The following is a 21,562-nucleotide window of genomic DNA, read 5'->3' as shown; positions in this document are numbered from 1 at the left end:
CCTTTCGCTGTTTAGTGGGCCCCTTGCCGATAGCCCATGTTGACCATGCCCCCTACATCGAGGATCAGGCTTATACTGCCGTCGCCCAGCAACGTGCAGCCGGCGAGCCCCTCCACCCGTCGCAAGGATTTTATGTAGTTGGGAAGGGCTTTGACCACCACCTGCTGTTCGCCGATTAATTCGTCGGCAAACACGCACAGGCTGTCGCTGTCGCTGTCGACCATTACCATGATGCCGTCGGTAAATTCGCTCGCCGCCTCTTTAACGTTGAAGAGGCGATGCAGCCGTAGAACGGGATAGCAGTTTCCGCGCACCATGATCATTTCGTTGCCGTCCGGGTCGGTGATGATGTCTTCCCGCCTGGGCTTGAACGATTCGCGTATTGATGTGATCGGCAGTGTGTAACGGGCGTTTCCTACCCTGATGGTCATGCCGTCCACTATCGCCAGCGTCAGCGGGATCTTGAGCGTTATCGTGGTGCCGGCCCCCTGCTCGCTGTCGACGTAAACGGAGCCGCCTACACTGGCGATGTTTTTCGTCACCACATCCATGCCGACGCCCCGGCCGGAAAACTCGGTAACCCTCTCCTTGGTCGAAAACCCCGGCAAAAAGATGAACGAGTATATTTCCTTTGCGGATAATTCGCTCTCGTTTTTCTGCACCAGCCCGTTTTCCCGCGCCCGGGCCAGGATTTTCTCCTTGTCGAGGCCCCGGCCGTCGTCGCGCAGGACGATTAGTACATCGCTGCCGGCGTTCCTGGCTTCGAGCGTTATCTGGCCGGCAGGCCGCTTGCCCTTGGCCTCGCGCTCCCCGGCCGGCTCGATGCCATGGTCGACCGCGTTGCGGATCAGGTGCATCAGCGGATCCGATATCCGCTCGATGATATTTTTGTCGACCTCGGTTTCCTCGCCTATCAGTTCCAGCTCAACCTGTTTGTCGAGCTTCTTGCACATGTCGCGGACAACGCGCTGCATTTTCAGGAACGTAGTCGCCAAAGGCACCATGCGGACCGACATTACGATGTCCTGCAGTTCGCCGGTAATCTTGCCGAGCAGCCGGGCGGCCTTCTGGAAATTGTCCAGTTCCAGGTCTTTGAGGTCGGTGTTCTGGGTGACCATCGCTTCGGCGATCACCAGTTCACCCATAAGATCCATGAGGCGGTCCAGTTTGGTAACATGGACGCTCACCATGCTCTGCGGGGCGTTTGCCTGCTCCCGGTCCTCGCACCCCACGGCGGCCGGAGCCTTTGCCTGCGCCGCGGCCTGTTCCCCGTTTTCCGATTTGAACGGATTGTCCTGGACCTTTGCCAGATCAAGCTCTTTCAGGAAAATTGTCCTGTTGAAATACTCCCGGACCTCCTCATCGCTTTTCCGGGTGGAAAAGGTGACGAGAAAACCTTCCTTGCCGATCAGGTCCGCCGTGCCGTCGTCATCGATGATGTTGTGCGGCGAGTATGCGATTTCATCAGCCAAAGCTTTGAGACCGTGAACAACCGTGTAAGCGCGGATATTCTCCATCTGGCAGCCATCCTGGAAGAACACTCTCGCCTGATAGTACTCCTTGGACTGCGCCTCTTTCTGGGGACCGATGTAGTATTTCTGGTCTTCGACCGGTCTGGTTGTTGTTATAGTCTCCGGTGCACCGCCGTGATTTTTCAGGTCGGCAAGTAACTGTTGTACGCCGCTTTTCAGCTCGTCGACGTCGCCGTCGGCCTCCGCTCCGCTTTTGATCTTTTCGACTTCGTTTTTTATGAAGTCGATACCGGCTAGCACCAGGTCGGCCAGCTTCGGGTAGTCGACCTTGTCCGGCTTGCTCTCACGGAGGAAAAAGAAGGCATCCTCCAGCGCATGTGCCAGGGCGGAAATATTGTCGAACAACATCATTGCCGAGGAGCCCTTGACGGTATGCATTATCCGAAATATCTCATTGACGTCTTCCTGACTGAAGCCGGATTTTTCGTTTGCCAGGACAACCTGCTCCAGTTGTTCCATCAGTTGCGTCGTTTCGAATATATACATTTCCAGCATGGGCTCAGAGATATGGTCGGCCAAGATTATCCCCCTTCGCGCCGTATTACATCGCCAGAACCTTTCGCACGGTTTCCAGCACCTGTTCTTCCTTAAAGGGCTTCACGAGGAAATATTTCGCCCCGCACATCACCGCGTCTTTGATGATGTCTTCCCGCCCCATCGCCGAGACAACGACTACTTTGGCGTCCGGGTCGGAGGCGGTGATCGCTTTCAGGGCCGTGATCCCGTCCATTCCCGGCATGGTTATGTCGAGGGTGACGATATCCGGCTTCAGCTCCTTGTACTTCATGATGCCGTCGGCGCCATCTTTGGCCGCGCCGACAACCTCGAAGCCGTTTTTCTCCAGCATCAGTCGCAGAGAAAAACGTATGAATTCCGCGTCATCAACAATTAATACCCTGGGCATATCCTGTCCTCCCCGTTTTTTGGTATAAATGCGGATAATACTATCCCCACTTCCGACAGCACCTTCTCGCGCAGCGAAAACCCATGCCCGGAAAGTTGCCATTTCAGGCAGACCGAGTGGAAAATGCCGCCGAGTGCGTCGGCAAGCGCCTCAGGATTGGTATCTGCCAGATCGCCGGCCGCGATGCCGGCGGCGACGATCTCGACAAGGAACCGGTGTCTGCCGGCGACGATCTCTCTAACTTTTGCTCCCAGCTCCGCGTCGAAAGACAGCACGCCGTACAACTGGCTGATGGTGACAAGGGCCGGGTAGTTCTCGTAGTTGGTCGCAAACGCTTCTAACACAAAGGCTATCGCTTCACTTGCCGTGCTGTTGCGGAGCTTTACTGTCGCGAAGATATCAGCGTCGTATTTGGCGAAATATTCGAGAACAGCCAGTACTATCTCGTTTTTGGTCTTGAAATGACGGAACAGCGTACCCTCCGATATCTGCTGCCGCTTGGCGATTTCCTTGGTCGATAGCCCTTGGATACCAAGCTCGCCGATTATCTCGATCGCTGTTAGAATAACGCTTTCTCTGCGATGAAGAAATTTAGACGTAATTTTTCACCCCCGGTGCGAGTGCTCACTCGCTTTTAATTGTAAGGATCAACGTATTCTTTTGTCAAAACATAAATTTACATTATTTACTTTTTTTGATTCTTTTCGAGCTTTTTTTCTCAAGAATAGGCGCCGCGCTCAGTAATAGCTTGCGAGGCGGCATGTGAACAACAAAAAAAGCGATAAGCTCCCAAATAATTGAGAGCTTATCGCTGCTGGTGCCCGGGAAGGGACTTGAACCCCCACGCTGTTGCCAGCAAAAGATTTTGAGTCTTCCGCGTCTGCCATTCCGCCACCCGGGCATGGATGGGTTTGTGTTATAATAGAGTCGACCGGCTGTTATGAACAATAGTTATAATACCATCGCCGCAAGGCGTTGTCAAGTGCGGCGGGCTTCGGTCCGGCCCGCGGAGGACGGTGTATGGAGGATTTGGTGATCGGTTCTGACCGGCTGACGGTGACGGTGACATATAGCCGCCGCCGGACGGTGAGGATCAGGGTGGCGGCGGCCGACCGCATCGAGGTGGCGGCGCCGCTGAGGTTTCCGGAGGCGGAGGTGGCGGCGCTGCTGAGGGGCCGGGAGGCCTGGATAGCGCGCCAGAGGGCGAAGCTGGCGGCGGTGGCGGCGAATCCGGTGAACGCGGCGGCGGAGCCGGGGGCGAAGCTGCTGTATCTCGGGCTGGCGCGGCAACTGACGGTGCTGTGGGGCGGCGTGGGCCGGGCCGAGGTGACTGTGGAGGACGAGCGGATTTTTGCGCGTCTGCCGGCAGTGTCGGCGGCGGAGCAGGCGACCGCGCTGGCGGCCGCGCTTAGGCATTGGTATGTGGAGCAGGCGCGGGCGGTGCTGACGGAGCGGACGGCGCAGTGGGCGGAGGTTTTAGGGGTGCGGCCGCTGCGGATTTTTATCCGGGAGCAGAAGAGCCGCTGGGGTAGCTGCTCGTCGCGCGGCAATGTAAATTATAACTGGCGGGTGGTGATGGCGCCGCCCGCGGTTGTCGATTATCTGGTTATCCACGAGCTTTGCCATATGCGGGAGGCGAATCATTCGGCGGCTTTCTGGCGGCTGGTGGAGGCGGCCGACCCGGATTACCGGGAGCACCGCAAGTGGCTGCGCAGCCACGGGGCGCTGCTGACGCGGCTGTTCGCGGACGACGGCTAGGGTGTTTTCAACGGTGCCGCATGCCTGGCGACAGGCGATGACGCGGCGGCCGGAGAAGATATAATGGATAACGGGGCGGTCGCCGCCCCGCCAAGGAGGAATGGCAGTGAGTGTAGTGTTTGATCCCGTGACGGTCGGCCCGCTGAAGCTGAAGAACAGGTTCGTCCGCTCGGCGACGCAGGATTTCATGGCTGAGCCGGACGGCGCGGTTTCCGGGCGCGAGGTGGAGCTGTACCGCGCGCTGGCGGCAGGCGAGGTGGGGATGATTATCACCGGCCATTCGTATGTGCAGCAGCCGCTGGGCCGGGCGAGCGTGAGGCAGAACGCGATTTTCGACGATCGCTTCGTGGCCGGCTACCGCCGGGCGGCGGAGGCGGCCCACGCCCATGGGGCTGCGCTGGTGCTGCAGGTGTCACATGCCGGCCGCCAGACGCCGCCTGATTGGCCGGAAGGCCAGGCGCCGGTGGCGCCGTCGGCGGTGACGGACGGTTCGACCGGGATGACGCCGCGGGAGCTGACGGAGGAGGAGATCTGGTCGCTGGTGGACGCGTACGCGGCGGCGGTGGGCCGGGCGAAGGCGTCCGGCTGCGATGGGGCTCAGCTGCATGTGGCCCACGGGTATCTGCTGTCGTCGTTTATTTCGCCGTATACCAACGGCCGCACGGATAAATGGGGCGGCAGTCTGGAGAACCGCGTCCGTATCCTGGGCGAGATCATGCAGCGGGCCAGGCGGGCGGCGGGCGACGCGTACCCGATCCTGGCGAAGCTGAATTCGACTGACGGTATGCCCGGCGAGGGGTACCTGACGCTCGACGATGTGGTGGCAACGGCGAAGGCGCTGGAAGCCTGGGGCGTGGCGGCGATCGAGGTGAGCGGCGGCATCCGCGAGGCGAAGGGAGTGATGTCGGCGCCGGGGATCGCGCGGCCGGAGCAGGAGGCGTATTTCGCGGCGGCGGCGAAGGCCGTGAAGGCGGCCGTGAAGGTGCCGGTGATTCTGGTCGGGGGCCTGAGGTCGCTGGCGGTGATGGAGCGGGTGGTAGCCGACGGGTCGGCCGATCTGGTGGCGCTGTCGCGTCCGCTGGTGAAGGAGCCGGACTTGGTGGCCCGCATGAGGCGGGGTCAGGCGAAGGCTTCGTGCGTGTCGTGCAACGCGTGTTTTAATACGGCGGGGCTGAAGTGCTGGCTGCCGGAGAAATAGGGTTACAAGACCACCGTATAAAAAAAGAGACCGTTAGAAGCGAGGTGCTTCTGACGGTCTCTTTGTGTTCCCGGACTGCCGGGATTAGGCTAGAAAGCTCCAGATGCAAGGCGCACCGTAAGAGCGCGCCGCGCAGCGTACACGGACGTACGCAAGCAAGCGCTCTGAGGAGCAACGCCGCAGATGGACTTTCTGGCCCATCCCCTTGTTCGCTTATCAGCCCATGATGGCTTTGAGGTCTTCGTCGGGGGTGGTGATGAGCTGCAGTCCGAAGGTTTCGTTGAGGACTTTGAAGACGCCGGGGGTGATGAAGGCCGGGGCGGTGGGGCCGACGCGGATGTTTTTGACGCCGAGGTGAAGGAGGGTGAGGAGGATGGCGACGGCCTTTTGTTCGTACCAGGAGAGGACGAGGGTGAGCGGCAGGTCGTTGACGCCGCAGTTGAAGACTTTGGCGAGGGCGACGGCGACCTGGATGGCGGAGTAGGCGTTGTTGCACTGGCCGATGTCAAGGAGGCGGGGGATGCCGTCGATGTCGCCGAAGTCGAGGTGGTTGAAGCGGAATTTGCCGCAGGCGAGGGTGAGGATGACGCAGTCCTGGGGCACTTTTTGGGCGAGTTCGGTGTAGTAGTTGCGGCCTGGCTTGGCGCCGTCGCAGCCGCCGATGAGGAAGAAGCGCTTGATTTTGCCGGCTTTGACGGCGTCGACGATTTTGTCGGCGATGGAGAGGATGAAGTTGTGGTGGAAGCCGGTGGTGAGGGTGTAGTCGCCGTCTTTGGCTTCGGCAGCCGGGATGGCGAGGGCTTTGGCGATGACGGCGGAGAAGTCGCGGTCTTCGATGTGGGTGCTACCCTCGATGCCGGTGACGCCGCGGGTGAAGATGCGGTCGCCGTAGGTCTGGTTGGCGGTGAGGGGCATGACGCAGTTGGTGGTTACGACGATGGCGCCGGGGAACTGTTCGAATTCCTGGCGCTGGTTCTGCCAGGCGGTGCCGTAGTTGCCGGCGAGGTGGGGATATTTTTTCAGCTCGGGGTAGGCGTGGGCGGGGAGCATTTCGCCGTGGGTGTAGACGTTGATGCCTTTGCCTTCGCTTTGTTTGAGGATTTCTTCGAGGTCGAGGAAGTCGTGGCCGGTTACGAGGATGGCGTGGCCTTTTTTAAGCCCGGTGAATACCTGGGCGGGGGTGGGCTGGCCGAAGCGGTCGATATGGGCTTTGTCGAGGAGCTCCATGACGCGCAGGTTCATTTCGCCGCATTTGAGGACGAGGTCTATATGGCGGGAAAGGTTGAAGTTGACGTTGGTGAGGGTGGAAAAGAGGGCGTCGTGCATGAATTTGTCGACCTGCTCGTCGCGGGCGCCCAGCTCGCGGGCGTGGTGGGCGTAGGCGGCGATGCCCTTGAGGCCGAAGATGAGGGTATCCTGGAGGGCGGCGACGTCCTCGTTCTTGCCGCAGACGCCGATTTTGGTGCAGCCGGTGCCGCCGGCGGTTTGTTCACATTGGTAGCAGAACATTCCCATTGATGCATCCTCCTCTGTTTTGGTTTCTACTGCCATTATAGGAGGATGGGGGGGTCCGTTCTGTGACGTGCGTCACAGTTCTGGAATTTTTTCGATTATAAAGTTTATATTTTGTCGAGTAAAAAAGCTGCCGCAGCAGCTTTTTTGTAAGCTTTGAATTTGCAGGCGACACTTATGGGCGGCCGCCCACCCGTTTGACGACGATGGCGGCCAGTACGCCGCCCATTATGCCGGTGAAGATCTGCGGCCAGCCCATGACGAACATGATGCCGGCGGCAAGCTTGGGGGGAACGTTGATGAAGGTGAGCAGCCAGGTGAAGGCGGCGAAGAGGACGGCTGTTTTTATGACCGTCGCCGCGCCGATGGCTGCGAAACGGCCGCGGGCGAGGAGGGTTTTGTAGATGAGGGCGTAGAGAAGGTGGGCGAGGGCGACGGGCGGGATGAAGACGGGCAGGAAAAGAAGCCCCTGGAGGTAGGCGACGACAGGGGTTACGGCGGCGAGGAGGGCGGCGGCGGCGAGGCCGACGGTTTCGCAGGCGATGAGCAAGCAGGCGTTGACGAGGCTGCCGATGATGAAGGTGGTGAAGAAGGGCGGTACGGGGATGATGAGGCGCAGGGACTGGAAGATGACGGTGAGCGCCAGCAGGAGGGCGGCCCGCGCCAGCAGGTCCGGCCGGGATGGGGTCATTGGGCTTTGCTCCTTTGTTTGTATTGGGTAACTTGTCATTGTCCCGGAAGATTATCATCGCTCGCGTTTCTCACACTCGCTTACGATGGCAACTTCCGTTACTCATTTCATAAAACGGGTCTGCAGGGGCCGTTAAGAAGCCCTCAGTGCAAGGCGCACCGGAGGCTGTCACCACCGTTTCCTCCGCGACAACGTTTAGACACATTGTTTGCACAGGACCGATTTAACAGCATCGCGCGTACACGAACGTACGCTGAGGATGACAGCCGAGGAGCAACGCCGCAATGGGGGCTTATCAACGGCCCTAAAGTACGAAGCCGAAAACTTATTTGTGCCAGGGGTGGCGTGGCCTTTGTCTCCCCCCCTGCCCTCCCCCGCCCTGCCCAAACATCATCCAGCCGAGGAGGACGAGGAGGACGATGTTGCCGATGAGGCCGGAGACGATGCCGAGGTCGACGAAGATGTTGACAAGGGTGAGGCAGCCGAAGAAGGTTATGCTTCTTTTGAGGTTGATCCAGGGGTAACGGCGGAGGATGATGTAGACGGCGACGAAGACGCCGATGTCGATGGCCACCCAGGCCCACGGGTTCATGACAAGGTATTTGAGGATGCTGCCGACGATGATCGCGGCGAGTATATACCACCAGACGGTGTTCATGGAATTCCCCTTCCGTATTTGTTTTTCTCTTTGATTATATACGATAAACGGGGCGGCAAACAATTGAAGCGCGCGGTAAGAGAAAAAAGATATTTTTGCTACAAATGGGAAAAAGATGATTATAATTCAGGCGATTTGCACATACTTTTATTAAGAATCTGCACAGGGAGTGAAAAAGAGTGGAGTTTTCGTTTACGATGTTTACACCGCATCGAACCCGCGGCGGCAAGAAGGATGATCCATTGGTGGCCGTAAAACCGAACGGCCGCATCGTTTTCAACAAGAAAGCCGCCGAACTGTTGGGCAACCATTATTTCTGCATGTTGGGCTATGACAGCGAAAACCAGGCGCTGGGCATCATGCCGGTGGCGGAACAGGAATCGAACGCTTTTCCGGTAAGATATGCGGCCAAGGGTGCTTATATCGGCGCAAAACGGTTTTTCCGCCATTTCGGCATTTTGCCGGAGCAGGTGGTGGAAAACGCGCCTTTCCGGCACGGCCAGTATATCGGAATGAAGTTCTAGGGGCAAAACGAAAAAGCTGCTGACTAAATCAGCAGCTTTTTTATTTTTGTTGTGCCGTTTACAGCTGCATCCCCCGATACTCTGAACTGCCGGGGCCGTTCAGAAGCCCCCAGATGCTAGGCGGCTCCGAGGACGCGAGCGAAGACAGTACACCGGGACGTACGGCGAGCGAGCGCCCGCAGGAACAACAACGCAGATGGGGGCTTATCAACGGCCCTATTGTACTTCGACGCCAAGACGACGCGCCCAGGCAAAGATTTTTTCTTCTTGTCCCGGCGCCAGTCCCAGCGGCGCGGAGACGGTGGCGTCGCAGACGCCGAGTTTGCTGAGGACGAGCTTGATGACGGCGGGGGCGGGACCGAAGCCGCCCATGAGGGGGATGAGGGAGGCGCGCTTCTGGAGGTCGAGGGCGGCGGGTAGGTCGCCGCGGCTGAAGGCGTTGTAGACGTCGGCGCAGAGTTTGGGGACCATGCTGCAGCCGGCGTAGATGCCGCCTTTTGCTCCATGGAGGTAGGCGGCGAGGCCGAGGGCGGGGTTGCCTGACATGACGGCGAAGGCGTGGTCGGTGGTGAGGTCTAGGTAGCGCTGCATGGCGACGAAGTCGCCGGCGCTGTCTTTGACGCCGATGATGTTGGGGTGGGCGGCGAGTTTTGCGAGGGTGTCGGGGGCGATGGCCGTTTTCGTCATCTGGGGAAAGTTGTAGACGATGACGGGCAGGACCGAGGCTTCGGCGACCGCCAGAAAGTGGCGGGTGACGGCAGCCTGGTCGAGGGGGTAGTAGTAGGGTATGGCGACGAGGACGGCGTCGGCTTTGACGGCGGCGGCCGCCTTGACCTGGGCGAGGGTTTTTGTGGTGCTGGTGTCGCCGCAGCCGATGAGGACGGGTACGCTGCCCTTGACTTCGTCGATGGCTGTTTCGATGGCGTCCTGACGCATGGCGTCGGTCATGGCGGGAAATTCGCCGGTGGTGCCGAGGACGACGACGCCGTGGACGCCGCCGTCCAGGCAGTAGCGGACGACGCGCCGGTAGGCCGCTTTGTCGATTTGCTCGTCCGGGGTGAGGGGGGTGACCATCGCCGGGTATACACCCTTGAGTTCCATGAAATCACTCCTTATGGTTTGTTTGCCTGCGTTTGCAGGGGTTGCCTCTTTGTCCACATGTTACTTGGTATGGCCGGTCCGTCCCTCATCTGATAATAGGTCTGACAGATAAGGCTTATGTTGGCGGCGAAGGGAGGTGATGGATTGCGCTTGGTCCTTTGCCTGATCCTGCTATGCGTCAGTTTTTGCGGCAGCGCTCACGCCAGTCCCGAGATTTATATCAATATCCCCGAGTATAAGTTGACGGTGATTGACAAAGGACAAGTAGTGAAGAGTTACGATATTGCGGTGGGCACGCCTTACGAGCAGACGCCTGTGGGCAGGTTCGCGGTGTTCCTGAAGCTGGAGCAGCCGACCTGGTACCCGGGGGCGAAGTTCGCCGACCGCACGCCTGTGCCGGCGGGGCCGGACAATCCTCTGGGCAGCCGCTGGATGGAGTTCGCTCCTTCGTACGGCATCCACGGGACGAATGTCGACTGGTCGATAAGTTATCCGGTGTCGGGCGGCTGCATCCGCATGCACGACGCGGACGCCCGCGAGCTTTACGAGGTGGTGGAGGTCGGTACGCCGGTTACGGTGGCATACGAGACTCTGCTGCTGGTGGAGAGGAAGGACGGGTTGTATCTGAAGGTGCTGCCGGATATTTACGGGCGGCAGACGTCGAGCAGGGAGCGTTTTCTGGCGCTTTTTTCGCCGCTGTCCGCAAGTTGGCGGACGACGGGTCAGCCGGTTTTCCCCCTGAAGGAGACTGAGGATGCCTATGAGGTAAAATTCGCCGTGCGGGGGAATTCACCTGCCGGCGGGCCGGGAGCGGTGGCGGCGCTGCAGCGCCAGCCACGGACGGCGCCGCCGCTGCCCGAGTGAAGAACATATTGCCCGCGACCGGTCCGGAGTCGACCCGCTGTGGTTCCGGCCGGTCTTTTTCTTCGCCCGGCGCGCGCCGGCGAAGGTCGGCCCCGGCAGGAATCGGGACAGGCAAGGGGGAAATATGATGGTTATGATTGTATTTTATCTCACGCGGTCTTGACGGTAAAATAGCTGTTTGGCATGTCCGTCATTCCTTGGGTCTATGGCAGCGACTATTATATGGTTTGGAGGGATGGGGTGTGTTGGTTTCCGAGGCGCTATCGCGCCGCCGCGCGACCCGCGATTACGATCCCGGATTCGTTATCGGCGACGAGGTTCTGATGCGCCTGTTTTCGCTGGTGAAGCTGGCGCCGTCGGCGATGAATCTGCAGCCATGGGAATTCATCGTGGTGCGGGATGCGGCGGCGAAGAAAAAACTGCGGGCCTGCGCGATGGATCAGTACCAGATCAAGCTTGCTTCGGCGACGGTAATCGTGCTGGGCAATACCGATATGATGGCCCATTTCGAGCCGGTGTACGCCGATCTGCTGGCGCTGGGCGGGACGACGCCGGAAAGGGTGGAGGGCTCGCGGCGCTATGTACGGAGGTTCGACGGCGATGTGCGCTACCGCGAGCTGTGGGCGTCGCGCAACGCGGCGCTGGCGGCGATGGCGCTGATGCTGGCTGCACAGGAGCTGGGCCTGGATTCGGGGCCGATGGACGGGTTTTATCCGGAGAAGGTTCTGGCGGAGTTCAAGGTGCCGGCGAACTTCCTGCCGGTAATGCTGGTCACCCTCGGCCGGCGGGCGAAGGAGCCCCCTTACCCCCGCCAGTGGCGGCGGGATTTCGCTGATATGGTGCATCTGGACGTTTTCGGCGAAAAAAAAGGGCGGGATTGAATCCCGCCCGAGGAGTGTCAAGTATTTGTCAGCAGCAGCTCCGACCCGCGGTCTGCACTCCTTTTAGCACAAGTTTGCTGCCGAAGACGGAGACTTCGGCGTCGATTTCGACATTGTCGAGATCGCGCAGGGAGTTATGCACGTAGACGGTGGCGCCGTTTACAGTCTGCTGTTCGTATTCGCTGGCTTCATTGGCTTCGGGTGTGCCCCGCCGCACGGACGGGGTGGTTCTCACCTGGGGACCGCCTCAGCCAAAGGTTACTTTTTTTTCGAGCTTGACGGCGACGATGTTGCCCTGTTCGGCAATTACAGTCTGCGCCTTGGGGCTGATGGTCAGATTCATGGGCAGCAGCTCCTTTCTCCGTACCCCCCTCCTGGGGGAGGGTGGTTTCTTTTATTTTATTATGGTGCCCAGGAGCAGTCAAGGGAATTACGGGTTTTGCCTTGTTCGCTCGCCATAAGTAATTATTATCGCCTATGCAGGGAAAGGTTTTGCCAGGGCGCGAACAACGGAGGAAGGTATGAGCAATTTATGTGGTATGAATAAGTGCGCGGGGCGCCGGGCGGGCGGCAACGGTCTGATGCTGGCCGCTTTGGCGGCGGGCTGGGCAGTGGTCTACGCCGACCGCACCGCACTGTATCCGCTGCTGTCGGTTATCGCCGGGGATTTGGCGCTGTCGTCGACCGAGGTTGGGTTGCTGACAAGCACTTATTTTCTCCTTTATCTGGTGCTGCAGATTCCGGCCGGTATGGCCGGGGACCGCTGGGGCCTGAAGAAGGTGCTGCTGGCTACTTACGCGCTGGCGGGCGCGGGGGTCCTCGGCCTGGGGCTGGCGGGCGCGAGTTACGCGTCGCTGCTTTTTTTCGTGGGGCTACACGGTCTGGGCGCGGGCGGGTATTATCCGAGCGCGTACGGAGCAATGCTGCAGGCGGTGCCACCTGAGCGGCGCGGGGTCAGCGCGGCGGTCGTGGGCACGGGGATGGCGGCCGGTCTGCTGGCCGGACTGGCGATGAGCGGCCCGGTGTATGACTGGCTGGGGAGTTGGCGGGCGCCTTTTCTGCTGCTGAGCGTGCCGACGTTTCTGATGCTGGGCTTTTTCCAGGCGGCTGTGCCGGCGGTGCGCGGCACGGAGACGGCGTCGTGGCGCGAATACCGGGCAATTCTGGCTGACCGCGATTTGTGGCTGATCAATATCGTAACTTTCACGGCTTTATACGGTTTTTGGGTGGCGGTTACGTGGGGGCCTACTTTTCTGAAGTTGGAGCGCGGCTTCAGCCTGGGCCAGGCGGGCTTATACACGGGGCTGGTGGCGCTGACGGCTCTGCCGGCGGGGCTGATGTGGGGCCGCCTGTCGGACCGCTTTGGCCGCAAGCCGCTGGCGCTGCTGGTTGCGCCCGGAGCGGCGCTGACGCTGATGGCGCTGTCGCAGGTGACGAGCGCGCCGGCAATCGTGGCCGCGCTGCTGGCGTTCGGGCTGTTCAGCAATTCGGCGTTTACGCCGATAATGGCGGCCTGGACGGGGGATATCGTGAGCAGCCGCTATCCGGGGGCGATGGGCGCGGCTGTGGGGGTATTCAATTTTGTGGTGATGTCGGCGGCGATCGTGGCGCCGACGGTGTCGGGGTATCTGCGCGACGTGACCGGTTCACTGGTGCCGGCGATGCTGGCGGGAAGCGCGCTGGTGCTGGCCGGGTCGGCGTTGATCGCGCTGCTGCCGGGAAGGCTGCAGGGAGAAAGAAAGCAGGCCGGGCCATGACGGCCCGGCCTGCTTTCTTTAGGGGCGTTAGATGGGGTAGCAGGGACGGCGGGGGTAGCAGTAGCGGCGCGGGTAACAGCCGAAGAAGAACTGACGGGGAAAGCAGAAACGGCGCGGGAAGCAGCCGAAGAAGCCCTGACGGGGGAAGCAGAAGCGGCGGGGATAGCAGCCGAAACCAAAGCCGAAGCCGGCGCCGATGACGATCTGACGGTCGTCTCGGGCGAAATCGTCATCCCAGTCGTCGATTTCGGGATAGTCCCAGACGGGTCTTCTCATTGTTTACGCTCCTTTCACGCGAATAGGGTTCTGCTACATGATATGTAAACGCTTTCCCGGTTGTTACCATGCGTCGGGGAATAAGAACAACAAAGCCACCCGTCCGGGTGGCTTCGCGGTTGGTTAGGCTGATTCTATTTGGCGCCGCATTCCTTAATTACGAACTCGTTGTAGGCTTCGATGAGTTTGCGGGTGACGGGGCCGGGCCGGCCGTCGCCGACGGTGGCGGCGTCGATGCGTACGAGGGGCATGATTTCGGTGTTGGTGCCGCTGACGAAGGTTTCTTCGGCTTTGAGAGCGAAGGCCTGGTCGAAGCCTTTTTCGATGACGGTGAGGCCGAGTTTGGGGGCGAGCTGGTCGATGATGATGGTGCGGGTGACGCCGCGAAGGATGAGGTTGCTGACGGGATGGGTCCAGAGGACGCCGTCCTTGACGATGAAGAAGTTGCTGCTGGAGCCTTCGGTGACGATGCCGTCGCGGATCTGCACGGCTTCGAAGGCGCCGGTCTCTTTGCCCCGCTGTTTGGCGAGGAGGTTGCCGAGGAGGTTTATGGATTTGATGTCGCATCTAAGCCAGCGGACGTCGGGGACGAAGGCGCCTTTGGCGCCGCTGGTCTGGAGCTCGACGTTGGTTTTGGAGGGGCGTATGGTCATGGTTAGGCGGGGCACCATATTTTCGGGAAAGGCGTGGGCCCGGGGAGCGACGCCGCGGGTGATCTGGAGGTAGACGGCCGCGTCGGTATAGCCGCTTTCGGCGATGAGCCGCTCGTGGAAGGAGGCCAGTTCCTCGAAGGTGTAGACGGCGGGAATCTTGAGTTCGCGCAGCGACCGGTAAAGCCGGTCCATGTGGGGTTTGAGGGCGAAGGGTTTGCCGTTGTAGACGCGGGTTACTTCATATACGCCGTCGCCGAATTGGTAGCCGCGGTCTTCCATTTCGACGATTTTTTCGTTGAGGTCGATTATTCGGCCGTCAAGAAGTCCAATGGGTCCCATGCGTGTCATCCTTCTTTCTGTTCGGGATGTTTAGTTTTATTCCCCGCCGGTCGGGAATTTCCTGCCAGTAGTTCGGCCTGCGGCAGGAAAAGCGGCGCGCAGCGGGGAAGTTAGCGGTAGTTTTGAGTATAGGAGTGAGGTTTATGTACTGGAAAAAACCGGGGCCGGCGAATACGGCCTCTACGGTGGAGCTTGCCCTGGCCAAGGCTGCGGCCGCGGGAATCGACGATATCGTGGTGGCGTCGTGCAGCGGGGCGACGGCCGAACTGCTGGCAGGCAAGGCGCCGAATGTGGTGTGCGTGACGCACGCCCAGGGGTATGCGAAACCGGGGGAAAATGAAATGCCGCCCGAGGTGCGCGCCGAGCTTGTCGCCCGCGGAGTGAAGGTGCTGACGACGACGCATGTGCTGTCGGGAGCGGAGCGAGGCATCAGCCGCAAGTTCAGCGGCGCGTATCCGGTGGAGATTATGGCGCATACGCTGCGGATGTTCGGCCAGGGGGTGAAGGTGTGCGTGGAGGTGGCGGTTATGGCGCTGGATGCCGGCCTGATCCCCCACGGACGCGAGGTGATCGCGATCGGCGGCACGGGCAAGGGGGCGGATACTGCGGTGGTGCTGCGACCGGCGCACGCGGCGAATATCGTGGATACGTATGTTGCGGAGATTATCTGCAAGCCCTAGGTTTTTAGTCTGTTCGTTATGCCTTGAGGGCGTCTACGACGGCCCGGGCGTGGCCGGCGACTTTGACGCCGCGGAAGATATGGGCTAGGCGGCCGCTTTCGTCGATGACGAAGGTGGAGCGTTCGAGGCCGAGGACTTTTTTGCCGTACATGGTTTTTTCCTTGAGGACGCCGTATAGCCGGCAGACGGCGCTGTCGGCGTCGCTTAGGAGCGGATAGGGCAGGCCGACTTTGGCGCTGAATTTTTCGTGGGAAGCGAGGCTGTCGCGGCTGACGCCGAAGATGACTGCCCCGGCGGCGACGATTTCGGGGTGTATGTCGCGAAACTCGCGAGCTTCGTCAGTTCAGGCGGCGGTGTTGTCTTTGGGGTAGAAGAAGAGGATGATTTTCTGGCCGCGGTGGGCGCTGAGGCTCACCGCCGCCCCGCCGGTGGCCGGAAGGGTGAAGTCCGGCGCCGGCGTTCCTATGCCGAGTTCGCTCATTTTCTTACCTTCTTTCGTTTTTTTCACTATGTTTAGTATAGCATGAAGCAACTTAGCTAGTCACTGGAGGATAGGGTAATAATGACCGATGCCAAGCCTCGAATGATGTACGCCGGTTTGTTGAGCGTGGCTTTCCTGTGGGGGGCCTCGTTCGCGGTCGCCAAGACCGGAATGGCCGAACTGGCGCCGCTGAATCTTGTGGTGCTGCGGTTTTTTGTCGCCGCCACGATTTTCGCCGTTATCCTGTTTTTCCGGCGGGAAAAATCGACGATCGCTTTCGCCGATGTGTGGCGGTTCGTTGTGCTCGGGTTCCTGACGGTAACGTCGTATTTTTATATCCAGTATACCGCGCTGACGTTTACGACGACGGTGAATGCGGCGCTGATCGTGGCGACGATTCCGGTGTGGACGGCGGTGTTCGGCGCGGCCCTCGGCTGGGAGCGGGTGTCGCCGGCCGGGGCGGCGGGGATCGCGGTGGCTCTGGGCGGGGTGTCGCTGATTATCAGCGGCGGCCGCGGCGGCGCCGCTCTGTTGTCGTCATCGACGCTGCCGGGCGATCTGCTGATGCTGGTGAACGCGCTGACGTGGGCCGGGATTACGCTCTATGGGCGGGAGATTATGCAGAAGTACCCTCCTTTTCTGACGATGGCCTGGATCCATATTTTCGGGACGCTGCTGCTGGCGCCGTTCGCTTTTGTGGCGACACCGCTGGCCCCGGTGCCGCTGGCGGGGCAATTGGCGGGCATCACCTGGCCGACGGCGGCGAGCGCTCTTTTCCTGGCGGTGCTGTGCTCGGTGTACGCTTATTATATGTGGTACCTGGGCGTGGAGCGGCTGGGGGCGGTGCGGACGGCGTCGTTTTCGTATTTCAATCCGCTGTTCGCGGCGATCGTGGGGGTGCTGTTCATGGGCGAGACGCTGACGGCGTACGTGGCGGCCGGCGGCGCGATCGTGCTGGCGGGAGTGTATATGACGAATAAGGCGGCGCGGCGGAGCGCCCCGCCGGCCGGGAGCGCGCCATGCCGGGGAAGATAGCGGCGGCCGAGTATATTCGCGGGGCGGCGATGCTGGGGGTGGTGGGCATCCATGCGGGCGCCTATTCGCTGGCAGGGCCGGCGGTTAACGTCCATCTGTTCGCGTTGCTGGAGATTTTCACGCGCTTCAGTGTGCCGATCTTTTTTTTCGTTTCCGCGTTCGGGCTTTTCTACCAGTACCGCCCCGGAGCGCCGTTCGGGTACGGCCGTTTTTTCCGGCGGCGGGCGGCGGCGGTGCTGGTGCCGTACCTGGCGTGGTCGCTGCTTTATATGGCGCATAATTCCTGGGCGACCGGGGATGTGTGGCCGTGGGAGCCGCCGCATTTGTACGAGTTCCTGTTGTTCGGCCTGGCTTCATACCATTTGTATTTTCTCGTCATCCTGATGTGGTTTTACGCGCTGATGCCGCTGTGGCGGGCGGTGGTGCCGCCGCTGGCCGCCAGGCCGTTGCCGTGGCTGGGGGCGTTGATGTCGGCGCAAGTGTGGTTTAATTATTGGTCGTGTAATGTGCTGCCTTTCGGGGCGGAGGATTATTATGCCGATCTGGCGCTCAAGCACCGCTTGAGTTATTGGGTGCTGCATTATGTGTTCGTGTTCCTGCTGGGGGCGGTGTGCGCGGTGCGCCTGGAGGATTTCCGCTCTTTCGCGGCCCGCCGGCGGCGGGAGTTGGGCATGTTTTTCGCAATCGCGCTGGCGGCGATGCTGGGGCGTTATTACTGGCTGCTGGGCAACGGCAAAGACCCGGAGCAGGCGGTGAATACCGTCCAGCAGCTTTCCCCCGAGGGGGTGGTGTATACGCTGGCGGTTTGCCTGGCGCTGTTCGCGGTTTTCGACCGGCCGCTCTCCCCTGCTCTCTCCTATCCTCTGTCGCTGCTGGCGCGCCATTCGTACGCGGTGTATCTGGCGCATCCGCTGGTGATGTTCCATCTGGCGGCGGGGCTGGCGGCGGCGGGCGAGGCGTTGACGCCGCCGGTGGTGGCGGGATTCTATGCGGCAACCGTTGGGGTGAGCCTGCTTTTCGCGGCAGGACTGGAGCGGCTGCCGGCGTTCGGGCCGTTGTTGACGGGGTCGGCGCCAAGTAAGGTTAAACCCGGAACTTGATGTGCGGAGGTGTCGATCCCGGAGAAGCCAGCATTATCGCCTATTTCCACCCAGCCGTTTCCTCACGGGTGCCAATGGGGTGCCTATGTTGTTCGGCCGCTCCTCCAACCGGGACACGGCCCACTGTTCGAGGCGAGAGACGATGATGCGCCACTTTCGCCCGATCTTAATTGCTGGGAAGTCCTCACTCTTGACCAGATCGTACATTTCGCAGAGCGGTATGTTCAGGATTTTAGACGCTTCCTGGATGCTAATCAGTAAAGGCTGAAGGCTAATTGCGATCATCTCCTAAAGATGAGTTGGGACCCGAAGAGGATGACCTCCGAGGGTCCCTTAGTTTAGACGCGGAGGTCGCGGCCAGTAATCAGCTTATAAGTAGCGCCGATGATCCACAGAGGAATCCAGACCCAGCAAAAGGTGACGGCGAAAGTTATCCGAATGAAGATAGCGAAGCCCGTCTCTATGCGTTTCCAGAACTCTTTCATTCGCGGCAACACTCCTCGCGGTCTTTTGTGATATCATAACAGCAGCCTCGATGCACCTTGAGGGCTGCCGGCGTCTCCCGTGTAGGCCCAGCCACCCCGACGTATCTCAAGGGTGTCCTACAGGTCCCACAAGTTTGACCTGGGAATGTGTTAGCGGTGTACCAGGATCGCTGACACTTGGGACAATAAAGCTCGATCATCTCTTCTCCTTTCCGAAAAGGATGTGTAGGAACGCGGTCAGGATGATCGCCAAAGCCACTCCGAAGCTAACGAGGACGACGAGAATGAAGTCTCTGAGCGCCGCAGCTAGTACATCCACTTGTGCTTCACCTCCGTGCCCTTGAGGCCGGGGGCTAGATGGACCTCCAGCTCGACCCCTCTGTCGGGTCGATAGTTGCGCTGGATCGACACGATGCCATACGCCTTGCCGTTGTGAACTCCAGCTCCGAGACCCAGTTCCCAGTTGACCCTGCGCTTCTTCTCGGCGTCCAGTTCGAGGCGCTTGACGATGTTCGTCAGGTCGATTTCCTGGCGCACCGTAGCGGTGGTCCCCGGCGCTCCGCCTTTAGGGGACCCTTGGGGCTGCTGCGAGGCCGGCCTTATCGGGGCTTTAAGGGTCTCGCCGTTGATGACCGCCTTGTAGGTCTGCGTCAGGACGAGATCAGGGTCGGAAGGGGTGGTCTTGAGGGTGGTCTGGAGGGTCGTAAGGGAGTCGATCACAGGCGGAGGAGTTGCCGGTAACGGATAATCATTATCGGTTTGGTGGTTGAGGAATGGGTAAAAGAAAACCCAAGAGCACGCCAGCAGCCCCCAAGGCAGCCAGGTGGTCTTGAGATACTCTTTGATCTGTGTGAGGATGGCCTTTCACCTCCTAGCGTTGCTTACACTTTGTAAGGTGTGTCGAGGATAACCTAAAGGATAGGTATCTTTGTTGTAATAACAGAGGCAGGAGAGCTTTCAGGAATCCTTAAGGACATCACCGGAGGGACCGAGAGATCACAGGCCAGCGGGAAATACTGGCGGTGGACTCTAGGATATCCTTAAGGTAATCATCAGGCCCTCAATACGTGGGACAGTTAGGACTTTGTATATACGTGGGACAGTTAATTACGGTAAACAAGAGATGAGGGCACCCGGCAGCTAACGCCGCCAGGCACCCTCCAGGATATTCCCAAGGCTGACCCCGTTACGGGCCTTGATGATCTTCTGGGGTGGATTGATCTCGGGGATATAGAAGACCCCTCTTGACGGGTCCATCCATTTCTCAAGCTCTTCCTCAAGGAGTTCCTCAAGGCCGGTCTGGGCGTCCCTGTCCATATACTCAAGCCAGTGGATCACGCAGCCCCAAAGGGCCTCAATCCGGTCATCGTGGGCGAGAGCGCCCTTCTCCCGGCTGAGGCGTGTCATCTGGTAGATCAGCGAGTAGCGCGGGTCGCGCTGGTACACTTCATAGTCGTCGAGGATGGCCGATTTGGCGAGGATGATCTTGTGACGGCTGAGGGCAGGTTCCAGCCCGTCGATGATCTTCGCCTCTTTCTGCTTGGAGCTGTGCTTGGTCTCCTGGATATTGCAGGGATGCCCGATCTCCTTGAACACCGGAGTGATGAGCTTCGTGAACATGCCATCACCGAAATTTGGCTCGATGTCAACATCGTTCACACCCCAGAATTTGGCCTTGGTGGCGAGGGAGCGCAGCGTGGCCTCCCCATAACCGTCCATGAAACCTCCCAGCTCCATGATGAAGACGAAGCCGTTCAGGAACTTGGAGATGCCATAAGAGGTCTCATCCTTGCCCCGGCCGCTGGGGTCTATATAGAGCATCGTCCCGGTGTACTTAGTGACTTCCTTCGAGCGGTCGAAAGGACCATAGAAGAAATCACCCTTGAGGGCCACGCTGGGGACATCTGTGAGGCGCTGCTGCGGACCCGAGGCCCAGGCCCACTTAACGGAGGTCTCCTCCCGGTCGAGGTCGGTGACGATGAAGTCGGCAACCCGAAGCGGGAATTTGTCCTGGTCGCTGAGGTTCGTGTTAAGCATGAACTGGAGGGCGAAGCCTGCGCGACCGTAGGAGAGCTTTCGCTTTTCGATCTCCTCTTCGTTGAACCGGAGCGGATCGGTGGGCTTGCCTCTCCACTTCTCAGGGTCCGCATCGTAGCGTTTCTTGAGGAGTGGCCCCAGGCGGTCCCCATAGAACTCGCGCTCCTTCGCATCGTTCGGGTACTCCACGGGCCAGATGACGGTCTGGTAGCCGCGATTCTGAAGCTCCACGTACAGGCTCGCCTCGCACTGAGGCGTCCCAAGGTAGATGATCCGGCCGCCGGGCTTGAGGATGGCATCATACTCTTTGACAAGTTCCGACAGGCGGTCCCGCTGGAGCTGGGTCCCGGAGTTGCCAGGGACCTCCACGTCATCTGAGATGAGGACATCCGCGCGGCTGCCTGTGAGCTGTCCGGTGATGCCCACACTCTTCACTGAAGGGCTGATGTCCGGGACGGCCCCGTGGACATCGAAAAGATTGTTGGTGTCGCGCAGGCCCGCTCGGCGGTCCTCGTCGGTCAGGCGAAGGCACTCCAGGAAGTCGATGGTGTAGATGATCTTCTTGATGAAAGCGGCATTGAGGTCCGCCTTCTCCTTGGAGGCCGAGACGATCATGATCTTGAGGAGCGGGTTCTTCCAGAGGAGCCACACCACGAGGGCGCATGTAAGGAAGCTCTTGGCAACCCCACGGAAGCCCTCGATTATGATGCGGTCCCCTGGAGGATTCTGAAGGACATTCGCGATGTCGTTCTGCACTTCAGTCGGCTTAGGCAAGCCAATAGAGCGCCATACGATGAAGACGAAGACCCTGAAGTCCTTCTTAGCCCGCGCGATCTGCTCCGCTGTCCACCGGGTCATCAGTTGAAGTCGTCAAACTCCGGGATGTCTTCGGTCTCGCGCTGGAGCTGCCTAATTCCCGGCGTCTGTTCGGAAGTGATGAGGCGGTTCTGCGCCATGAACTTCCGCACCTTCTCCAGAAAGCTAGGGTTCCTGCGGAGTTCCGGGTCCTGGAGTCCCTCAAGAAGGGCCAGCACCTCCAGCTCCGCGATTTCTTCGAGGACCTTGGGGTCAATCTTTTTGACCAATGATTTTACCT

General features: G+C 60.0%; 25 protein-coding genes and 1 tRNA gene. 9 read left to right on the top strand and 17 right to left on the bottom strand.

Annotation, left to right across the window (positions count from 1 at the left end; all coding sequences use genetic code 11):
• Nucleotides 1-11 precede the first annotated feature (11 nt).
• The 4 genes from Q4T40_05430 to Q4T40_05415 form a co-directional block, all read right to left on the bottom strand.
• Nucleotides 12-2,051 (bottom strand): chemotaxis protein CheA, encoded by a 2,040-nt coding sequence (locus Q4T40_05430; protein ID MDT8900681.1) that lies wholly within the window; start codon nt 2,049-2,051, stop codon nt 12-14.
• A 22-nt stretch (nt 2,052-2,073) separates the two neighbouring features.
• Nucleotides 2,074-2,436 (bottom strand): response regulator, encoded by a 363-nt coding sequence (locus Q4T40_05425; protein MDT8900680.1) that lies wholly within the window; start codon nt 2,434-2,436, stop codon nt 2,074-2,076.
• Nucleotides 2,421-2,780 carry a hypothetical protein gene (locus Q4T40_05420; protein ID MDT8900679.1) on the bottom strand — a complete coding sequence of 120 codons (360 nt, stop codon included), beginning with the start codon at nt 2,778-2,780 and terminating at the stop codon, nt 2,421-2,423. Before Q4T40_05420 ends, Q4T40_05425 begins: the two co-directional genes overlap by 16 nt.
• Before the next feature lie 471 nt (nt 2,781-3,251).
• A tRNA-Leu gene (locus tag Q4T40_05415) sits at nt 3,252-3,337 on the bottom strand.
• Between the two features lie 119 nt (nt 3,338-3,456).
• Between Q4T40_05415 and Q4T40_05410 the strand changes: the two genes are divergently transcribed.
• Both Q4T40_05410 and Q4T40_05405 read left to right on the top strand, forming a co-directional pair.
• Nucleotides 3,457-4,194: a SprT family zinc-dependent metalloprotease gene (locus Q4T40_05410; protein ID MDT8900678.1), complete on the top strand. Its 738-nt coding sequence runs from the start codon at nt 3,457-3,459 to the stop codon at nt 4,192-4,194.
• Between the two features lie 100 nt (nt 4,195-4,294).
• Nucleotides 4,295-5,392 (top strand): NADH:flavin oxidoreductase, encoded by a 1,098-nt coding sequence (locus Q4T40_05405; GenBank protein ID MDT8900677.1) that lies wholly within the window; start codon nt 4,295-4,297, stop codon nt 5,390-5,392.
• 216 nt (nt 5,393-5,608) lie between these two features.
• Here Q4T40_05405 and hcp read toward each other — a convergent pair whose 3' ends face one another.
• From hcp to Q4T40_05390, 3 genes are all read right to left on the bottom strand, one after another.
• Nucleotides 5,609-6,907: a hydroxylamine reductase gene (gene hcp / locus Q4T40_05400; protein ID MDT8900676.1), complete on the bottom strand. Its 1,299-nt coding sequence runs from the start codon at nt 6,905-6,907 to the stop codon at nt 5,609-5,611.
• A 172-nt stretch (nt 6,908-7,079) separates the two neighbouring features.
• Entirely contained in the window at nt 7,080-7,595 is a 516-nt protein-coding gene (locus Q4T40_05395; protein MDT8900675.1) for a hypothetical protein, read from the bottom strand.
• A 325-nt stretch (nt 7,596-7,920) separates the two neighbouring features.
• Entirely contained in the window at nt 7,921-8,253 is a 333-nt protein-coding gene (locus tag Q4T40_05390; GenBank protein MDT8900674.1) for a hypothetical protein, read from the bottom strand.
• Nucleotides 8,254-8,432: 179 nt separating this feature from the next.
• Between Q4T40_05390 and Q4T40_05385 the strand changes: the two genes are divergently transcribed.
• Nucleotides 8,433-8,777, top strand: coding sequence for a hypothetical protein (locus Q4T40_05385; protein MDT8900673.1), 345 nt, complete (start codon nt 8,433-8,435; stop codon nt 8,775-8,777).
• A 216-nt stretch (nt 8,778-8,993) separates the two neighbouring features.
• Here the strand turns inward: Q4T40_05385 and Q4T40_05380 are convergent, their stop codons facing one another.
• Nucleotides 8,994-9,878 (bottom strand): dihydrodipicolinate synthase family protein, encoded by an 885-nt coding sequence (locus Q4T40_05380; protein ID MDT8900672.1) that lies wholly within the window; start codon nt 9,876-9,878, stop codon nt 8,994-8,996.
• A gap of 144 nt (nt 9,879-10,022) precedes the next feature.
• On the opposite strand from Q4T40_05380, the gene Q4T40_05375 reads away from it, so the two are divergent.
• Complete coding sequence (locus tag Q4T40_05375) at nt 10,023-10,742, top strand: L,D-transpeptidase (protein MDT8900671.1); 720 nt, start codon at nt 10,023-10,025, stop codon at nt 10,740-10,742.
• Nucleotides 10,743-10,984: 242 nt separating this feature from the next.
• The gene (locus Q4T40_05370; protein ID MDT8900670.1) at nt 10,985-11,623 is read left to right on the top strand and encodes a nitroreductase family protein; all 639 of its coding nucleotides are present in this window, start codon (nt 10,985-10,987) and stop codon (nt 11,621-11,623) included.
• A 28-nt stretch (nt 11,624-11,651) separates the two neighbouring features.
• Here the strand turns inward: Q4T40_05370 and Q4T40_05365 are convergent, their stop codons facing one another.
• On the bottom strand, nt 11,652-11,858 hold the full coding sequence (locus Q4T40_05365; GenBank protein ID MDT8900669.1) for a hypothetical protein: 207 nt from the start codon (nt 11,856-11,858) through the stop codon (nt 11,652-11,654).
• 286 nt (nt 11,859-12,144) lie between these two features.
• On the opposite strand from Q4T40_05365, the gene Q4T40_05360 reads away from it, so the two are divergent.
• Complete coding sequence (locus tag Q4T40_05360; protein MDT8900668.1) at nt 12,145-13,380, top strand: MFS transporter; 1,236 nt, start codon at nt 12,145-12,147, stop codon at nt 13,378-13,380.
• 27 nt (nt 13,381-13,407) lie between these two features.
• Here the strand turns inward: Q4T40_05360 and Q4T40_05355 are convergent, their stop codons facing one another.
• Both Q4T40_05355 and dat read right to left on the bottom strand, forming a co-directional pair.
• Complete coding sequence (locus tag Q4T40_05355) at nt 13,408-13,656, bottom strand: hypothetical protein (GenBank protein ID MDT8900667.1); 249 nt, start codon at nt 13,654-13,656, stop codon at nt 13,408-13,410.
• 134 nt (nt 13,657-13,790) lie between these two features.
• Nucleotides 13,791-14,648 (bottom strand): D-amino-acid transaminase, encoded by an 858-nt coding sequence (gene dat, locus Q4T40_05350; protein ID MDT8900666.1) that lies wholly within the window; start codon nt 14,646-14,648, stop codon nt 13,791-13,793.
• Nucleotides 14,649-14,791: 143 nt separating this feature from the next.
• Between dat and Q4T40_05345 the strand changes: the two genes are divergently transcribed.
• The gene (locus Q4T40_05345; protein ID MDT8900665.1) at nt 14,792-15,328 is read left to right on the top strand and encodes a pyruvate kinase alpha/beta domain-containing protein; all 537 of its coding nucleotides are present in this window, start codon (nt 14,792-14,794) and stop codon (nt 15,326-15,328) included.
• 16 nt (nt 15,329-15,344) lie between these two features.
• Here the strand turns inward: Q4T40_05345 and Q4T40_05340 are convergent, their stop codons facing one another.
• Complete coding sequence (locus Q4T40_05340) at nt 15,345-15,809, bottom strand: peroxiredoxin (protein MDT8900664.1); 465 nt, start codon at nt 15,807-15,809, stop codon at nt 15,345-15,347.
• Nucleotides 15,810-15,890: 81 nt separating this feature from the next.
• On the opposite strand from Q4T40_05340, the gene Q4T40_05335 reads away from it, so the two are divergent.
• Both Q4T40_05335 and Q4T40_05330 read left to right on the top strand, forming a co-directional pair.
• A complete protein-coding gene (locus tag Q4T40_05335; GenBank protein ID MDT8900663.1) occupies nt 15,891-16,844 on the top strand; it encodes a DMT family transporter in 954 nt (317 codons plus the stop codon).
• Nucleotides 16,829-17,944 (top strand): acyltransferase, encoded by a 1,116-nt coding sequence (locus Q4T40_05330; protein MDT8900662.1) that lies wholly within the window; start codon nt 16,829-16,831, stop codon nt 17,942-17,944. Before Q4T40_05335 ends, Q4T40_05330 begins: the two co-directional genes overlap by 16 nt.
• A gap of 338 nt (nt 17,945-18,282) precedes the next feature.
• On the opposite strand, the gene Q4T40_05325 is transcribed toward Q4T40_05330, so the two are convergent.
• The 5 genes from Q4T40_05325 to Q4T40_05305 all read right to left on the bottom strand — a co-directional run bounded on the left by Q4T40_05325 (nt 18,283) and on the right by Q4T40_05305 (nt 21,551).
• Nucleotides 18,283-18,429, bottom strand: coding sequence for a hypothetical protein (locus Q4T40_05325; GenBank protein ID MDT8900661.1), 147 nt, complete (start codon nt 18,427-18,429; stop codon nt 18,283-18,285).
• 196 nt (nt 18,430-18,625) lie between these two features.
• Nucleotides 18,626-18,748, bottom strand: coding sequence for a hypothetical protein (locus Q4T40_05320; protein ID MDT8900660.1), 123 nt, complete (start codon nt 18,746-18,748; stop codon nt 18,626-18,628).
• Nucleotides 18,736-19,149 (bottom strand): hypothetical protein, encoded by a 414-nt coding sequence (locus tag Q4T40_05315; GenBank protein ID MDT8900659.1) that lies wholly within the window; start codon nt 19,147-19,149, stop codon nt 18,736-18,738. Before Q4T40_05315 ends, Q4T40_05320 begins: the two co-directional genes overlap by 13 nt.
• A 420-nt stretch (nt 19,150-19,569) precedes the next feature.
• Nucleotides 19,570-21,324: a phage terminase large subunit gene (terL, locus tag Q4T40_05310; protein MDT8900658.1), complete on the bottom strand. Its 1,755-nt coding sequence runs from the start codon at nt 21,322-21,324 to the stop codon at nt 19,570-19,572.
• Nucleotides 21,324-21,551, bottom strand: a complete 228-nt coding sequence (locus tag Q4T40_05305; GenBank protein ID MDT8900657.1) for a hypothetical protein — start codon at nt 21,549-21,551, stop codon at nt 21,324-21,326. Before Q4T40_05305 ends, terL begins: the two co-directional genes overlap by 1 nt.
• Between the last annotated feature and the right edge of the window lie 11 nt (nt 21,552-21,562).

The sequence above is a fragment of the Selenomonadales bacterium 4137-cl genome, from assembly GCA_032334055.1.
GTDB lineage: Bacteria > Bacillota > Negativicutes > Sporomusales > UBA7701 > Anaeroselena > Anaeroselena agilis.
This window is presented reverse-complemented; position numbering and strand designations above follow the sequence as displayed.

Bases quoted from the DNA above. Each gene is read 5' to 3' on its own strand.
- Q4T40_05355 (MDT8900667.1), bottom strand. From the start codon at position 13,656: ATGAGAAGACCCGTCTGGGACTATCCCGAAATCGACGACTGGGATGAC.
- Q4T40_05330 (MDT8900662.1), top strand. From the start codon at position 16,829: ATGCCGGGGAAGATAGCGGCGGCCGAGTATATTCGCGGGGCGGCGATG.
- Q4T40_05390 (MDT8900674.1), bottom strand. From the start codon at position 8,253: ATGAACACCGTCTGGTGGTATATACTCGCCGCGATCATCGTCGGCAGC.
- Q4T40_05425 (MDT8900680.1), bottom strand. From the start codon at position 2,436: ATGCCCAGGGTATTAATTGTTGATGACGCGGAATTCATACGTTTTTCT.
- Q4T40_05325 (MDT8900661.1), bottom strand. From the start codon at position 18,429: ATGAAAGAGTTCTGGAAACGCATAGAGACGGGCTTCGCTATCTTCATT.
- Q4T40_05395 (MDT8900675.1), bottom strand. From the start codon at position 7,595: ATGACCCCATCCCGGCCGGACCTGCTGGCGCGGGCCGCCCTCCTGCTG.
- Q4T40_05380 (MDT8900672.1), bottom strand. From the start codon at position 9,878: ATGGAACTCAAGGGTGTATACCCGGCGATGGTCACCCCCCTCACCCCG.
- Q4T40_05360 (MDT8900668.1), top strand. From the start codon at position 12,145: ATGAGCAATTTATGTGGTATGAATAAGTGCGCGGGGCGCCGGGCGGGC.
- Q4T40_05345 (MDT8900665.1), top strand. From the start codon at position 14,792: ATGTACTGGAAAAAACCGGGGCCGGCGAATACGGCCTCTACGGTGGAG.
- dat (MDT8900666.1), bottom strand. From the start codon at position 14,648: ATGGGACCCATTGGACTTCTTGACGGCCGAATAATCGACCTCAACGAA.
- terL (MDT8900658.1), bottom strand. From the start codon at position 21,324: ATGACCCGGTGGACAGCGGAGCAGATCGCGCGGGCTAAGAAGGACTTC.
- Q4T40_05335 (MDT8900663.1), top strand. From the start codon at position 15,891: ATGACCGATGCCAAGCCTCGAATGATGTACGCCGGTTTGTTGAGCGTG.
- Q4T40_05410 (MDT8900678.1), top strand. From the start codon at position 3,457: ATGGAGGATTTGGTGATCGGTTCTGACCGGCTGACGGTGACGGTGACA.
- Q4T40_05405 (MDT8900677.1), top strand. From the start codon at position 4,295: ATGGCAGTGAGTGTAGTGTTTGATCCCGTGACGGTCGGCCCGCTGAAG.
- hcp (MDT8900676.1), bottom strand. From the start codon at position 6,907: ATGGGAATGTTCTGCTACCAATGTGAACAAACCGCCGGCGGCACCGGC.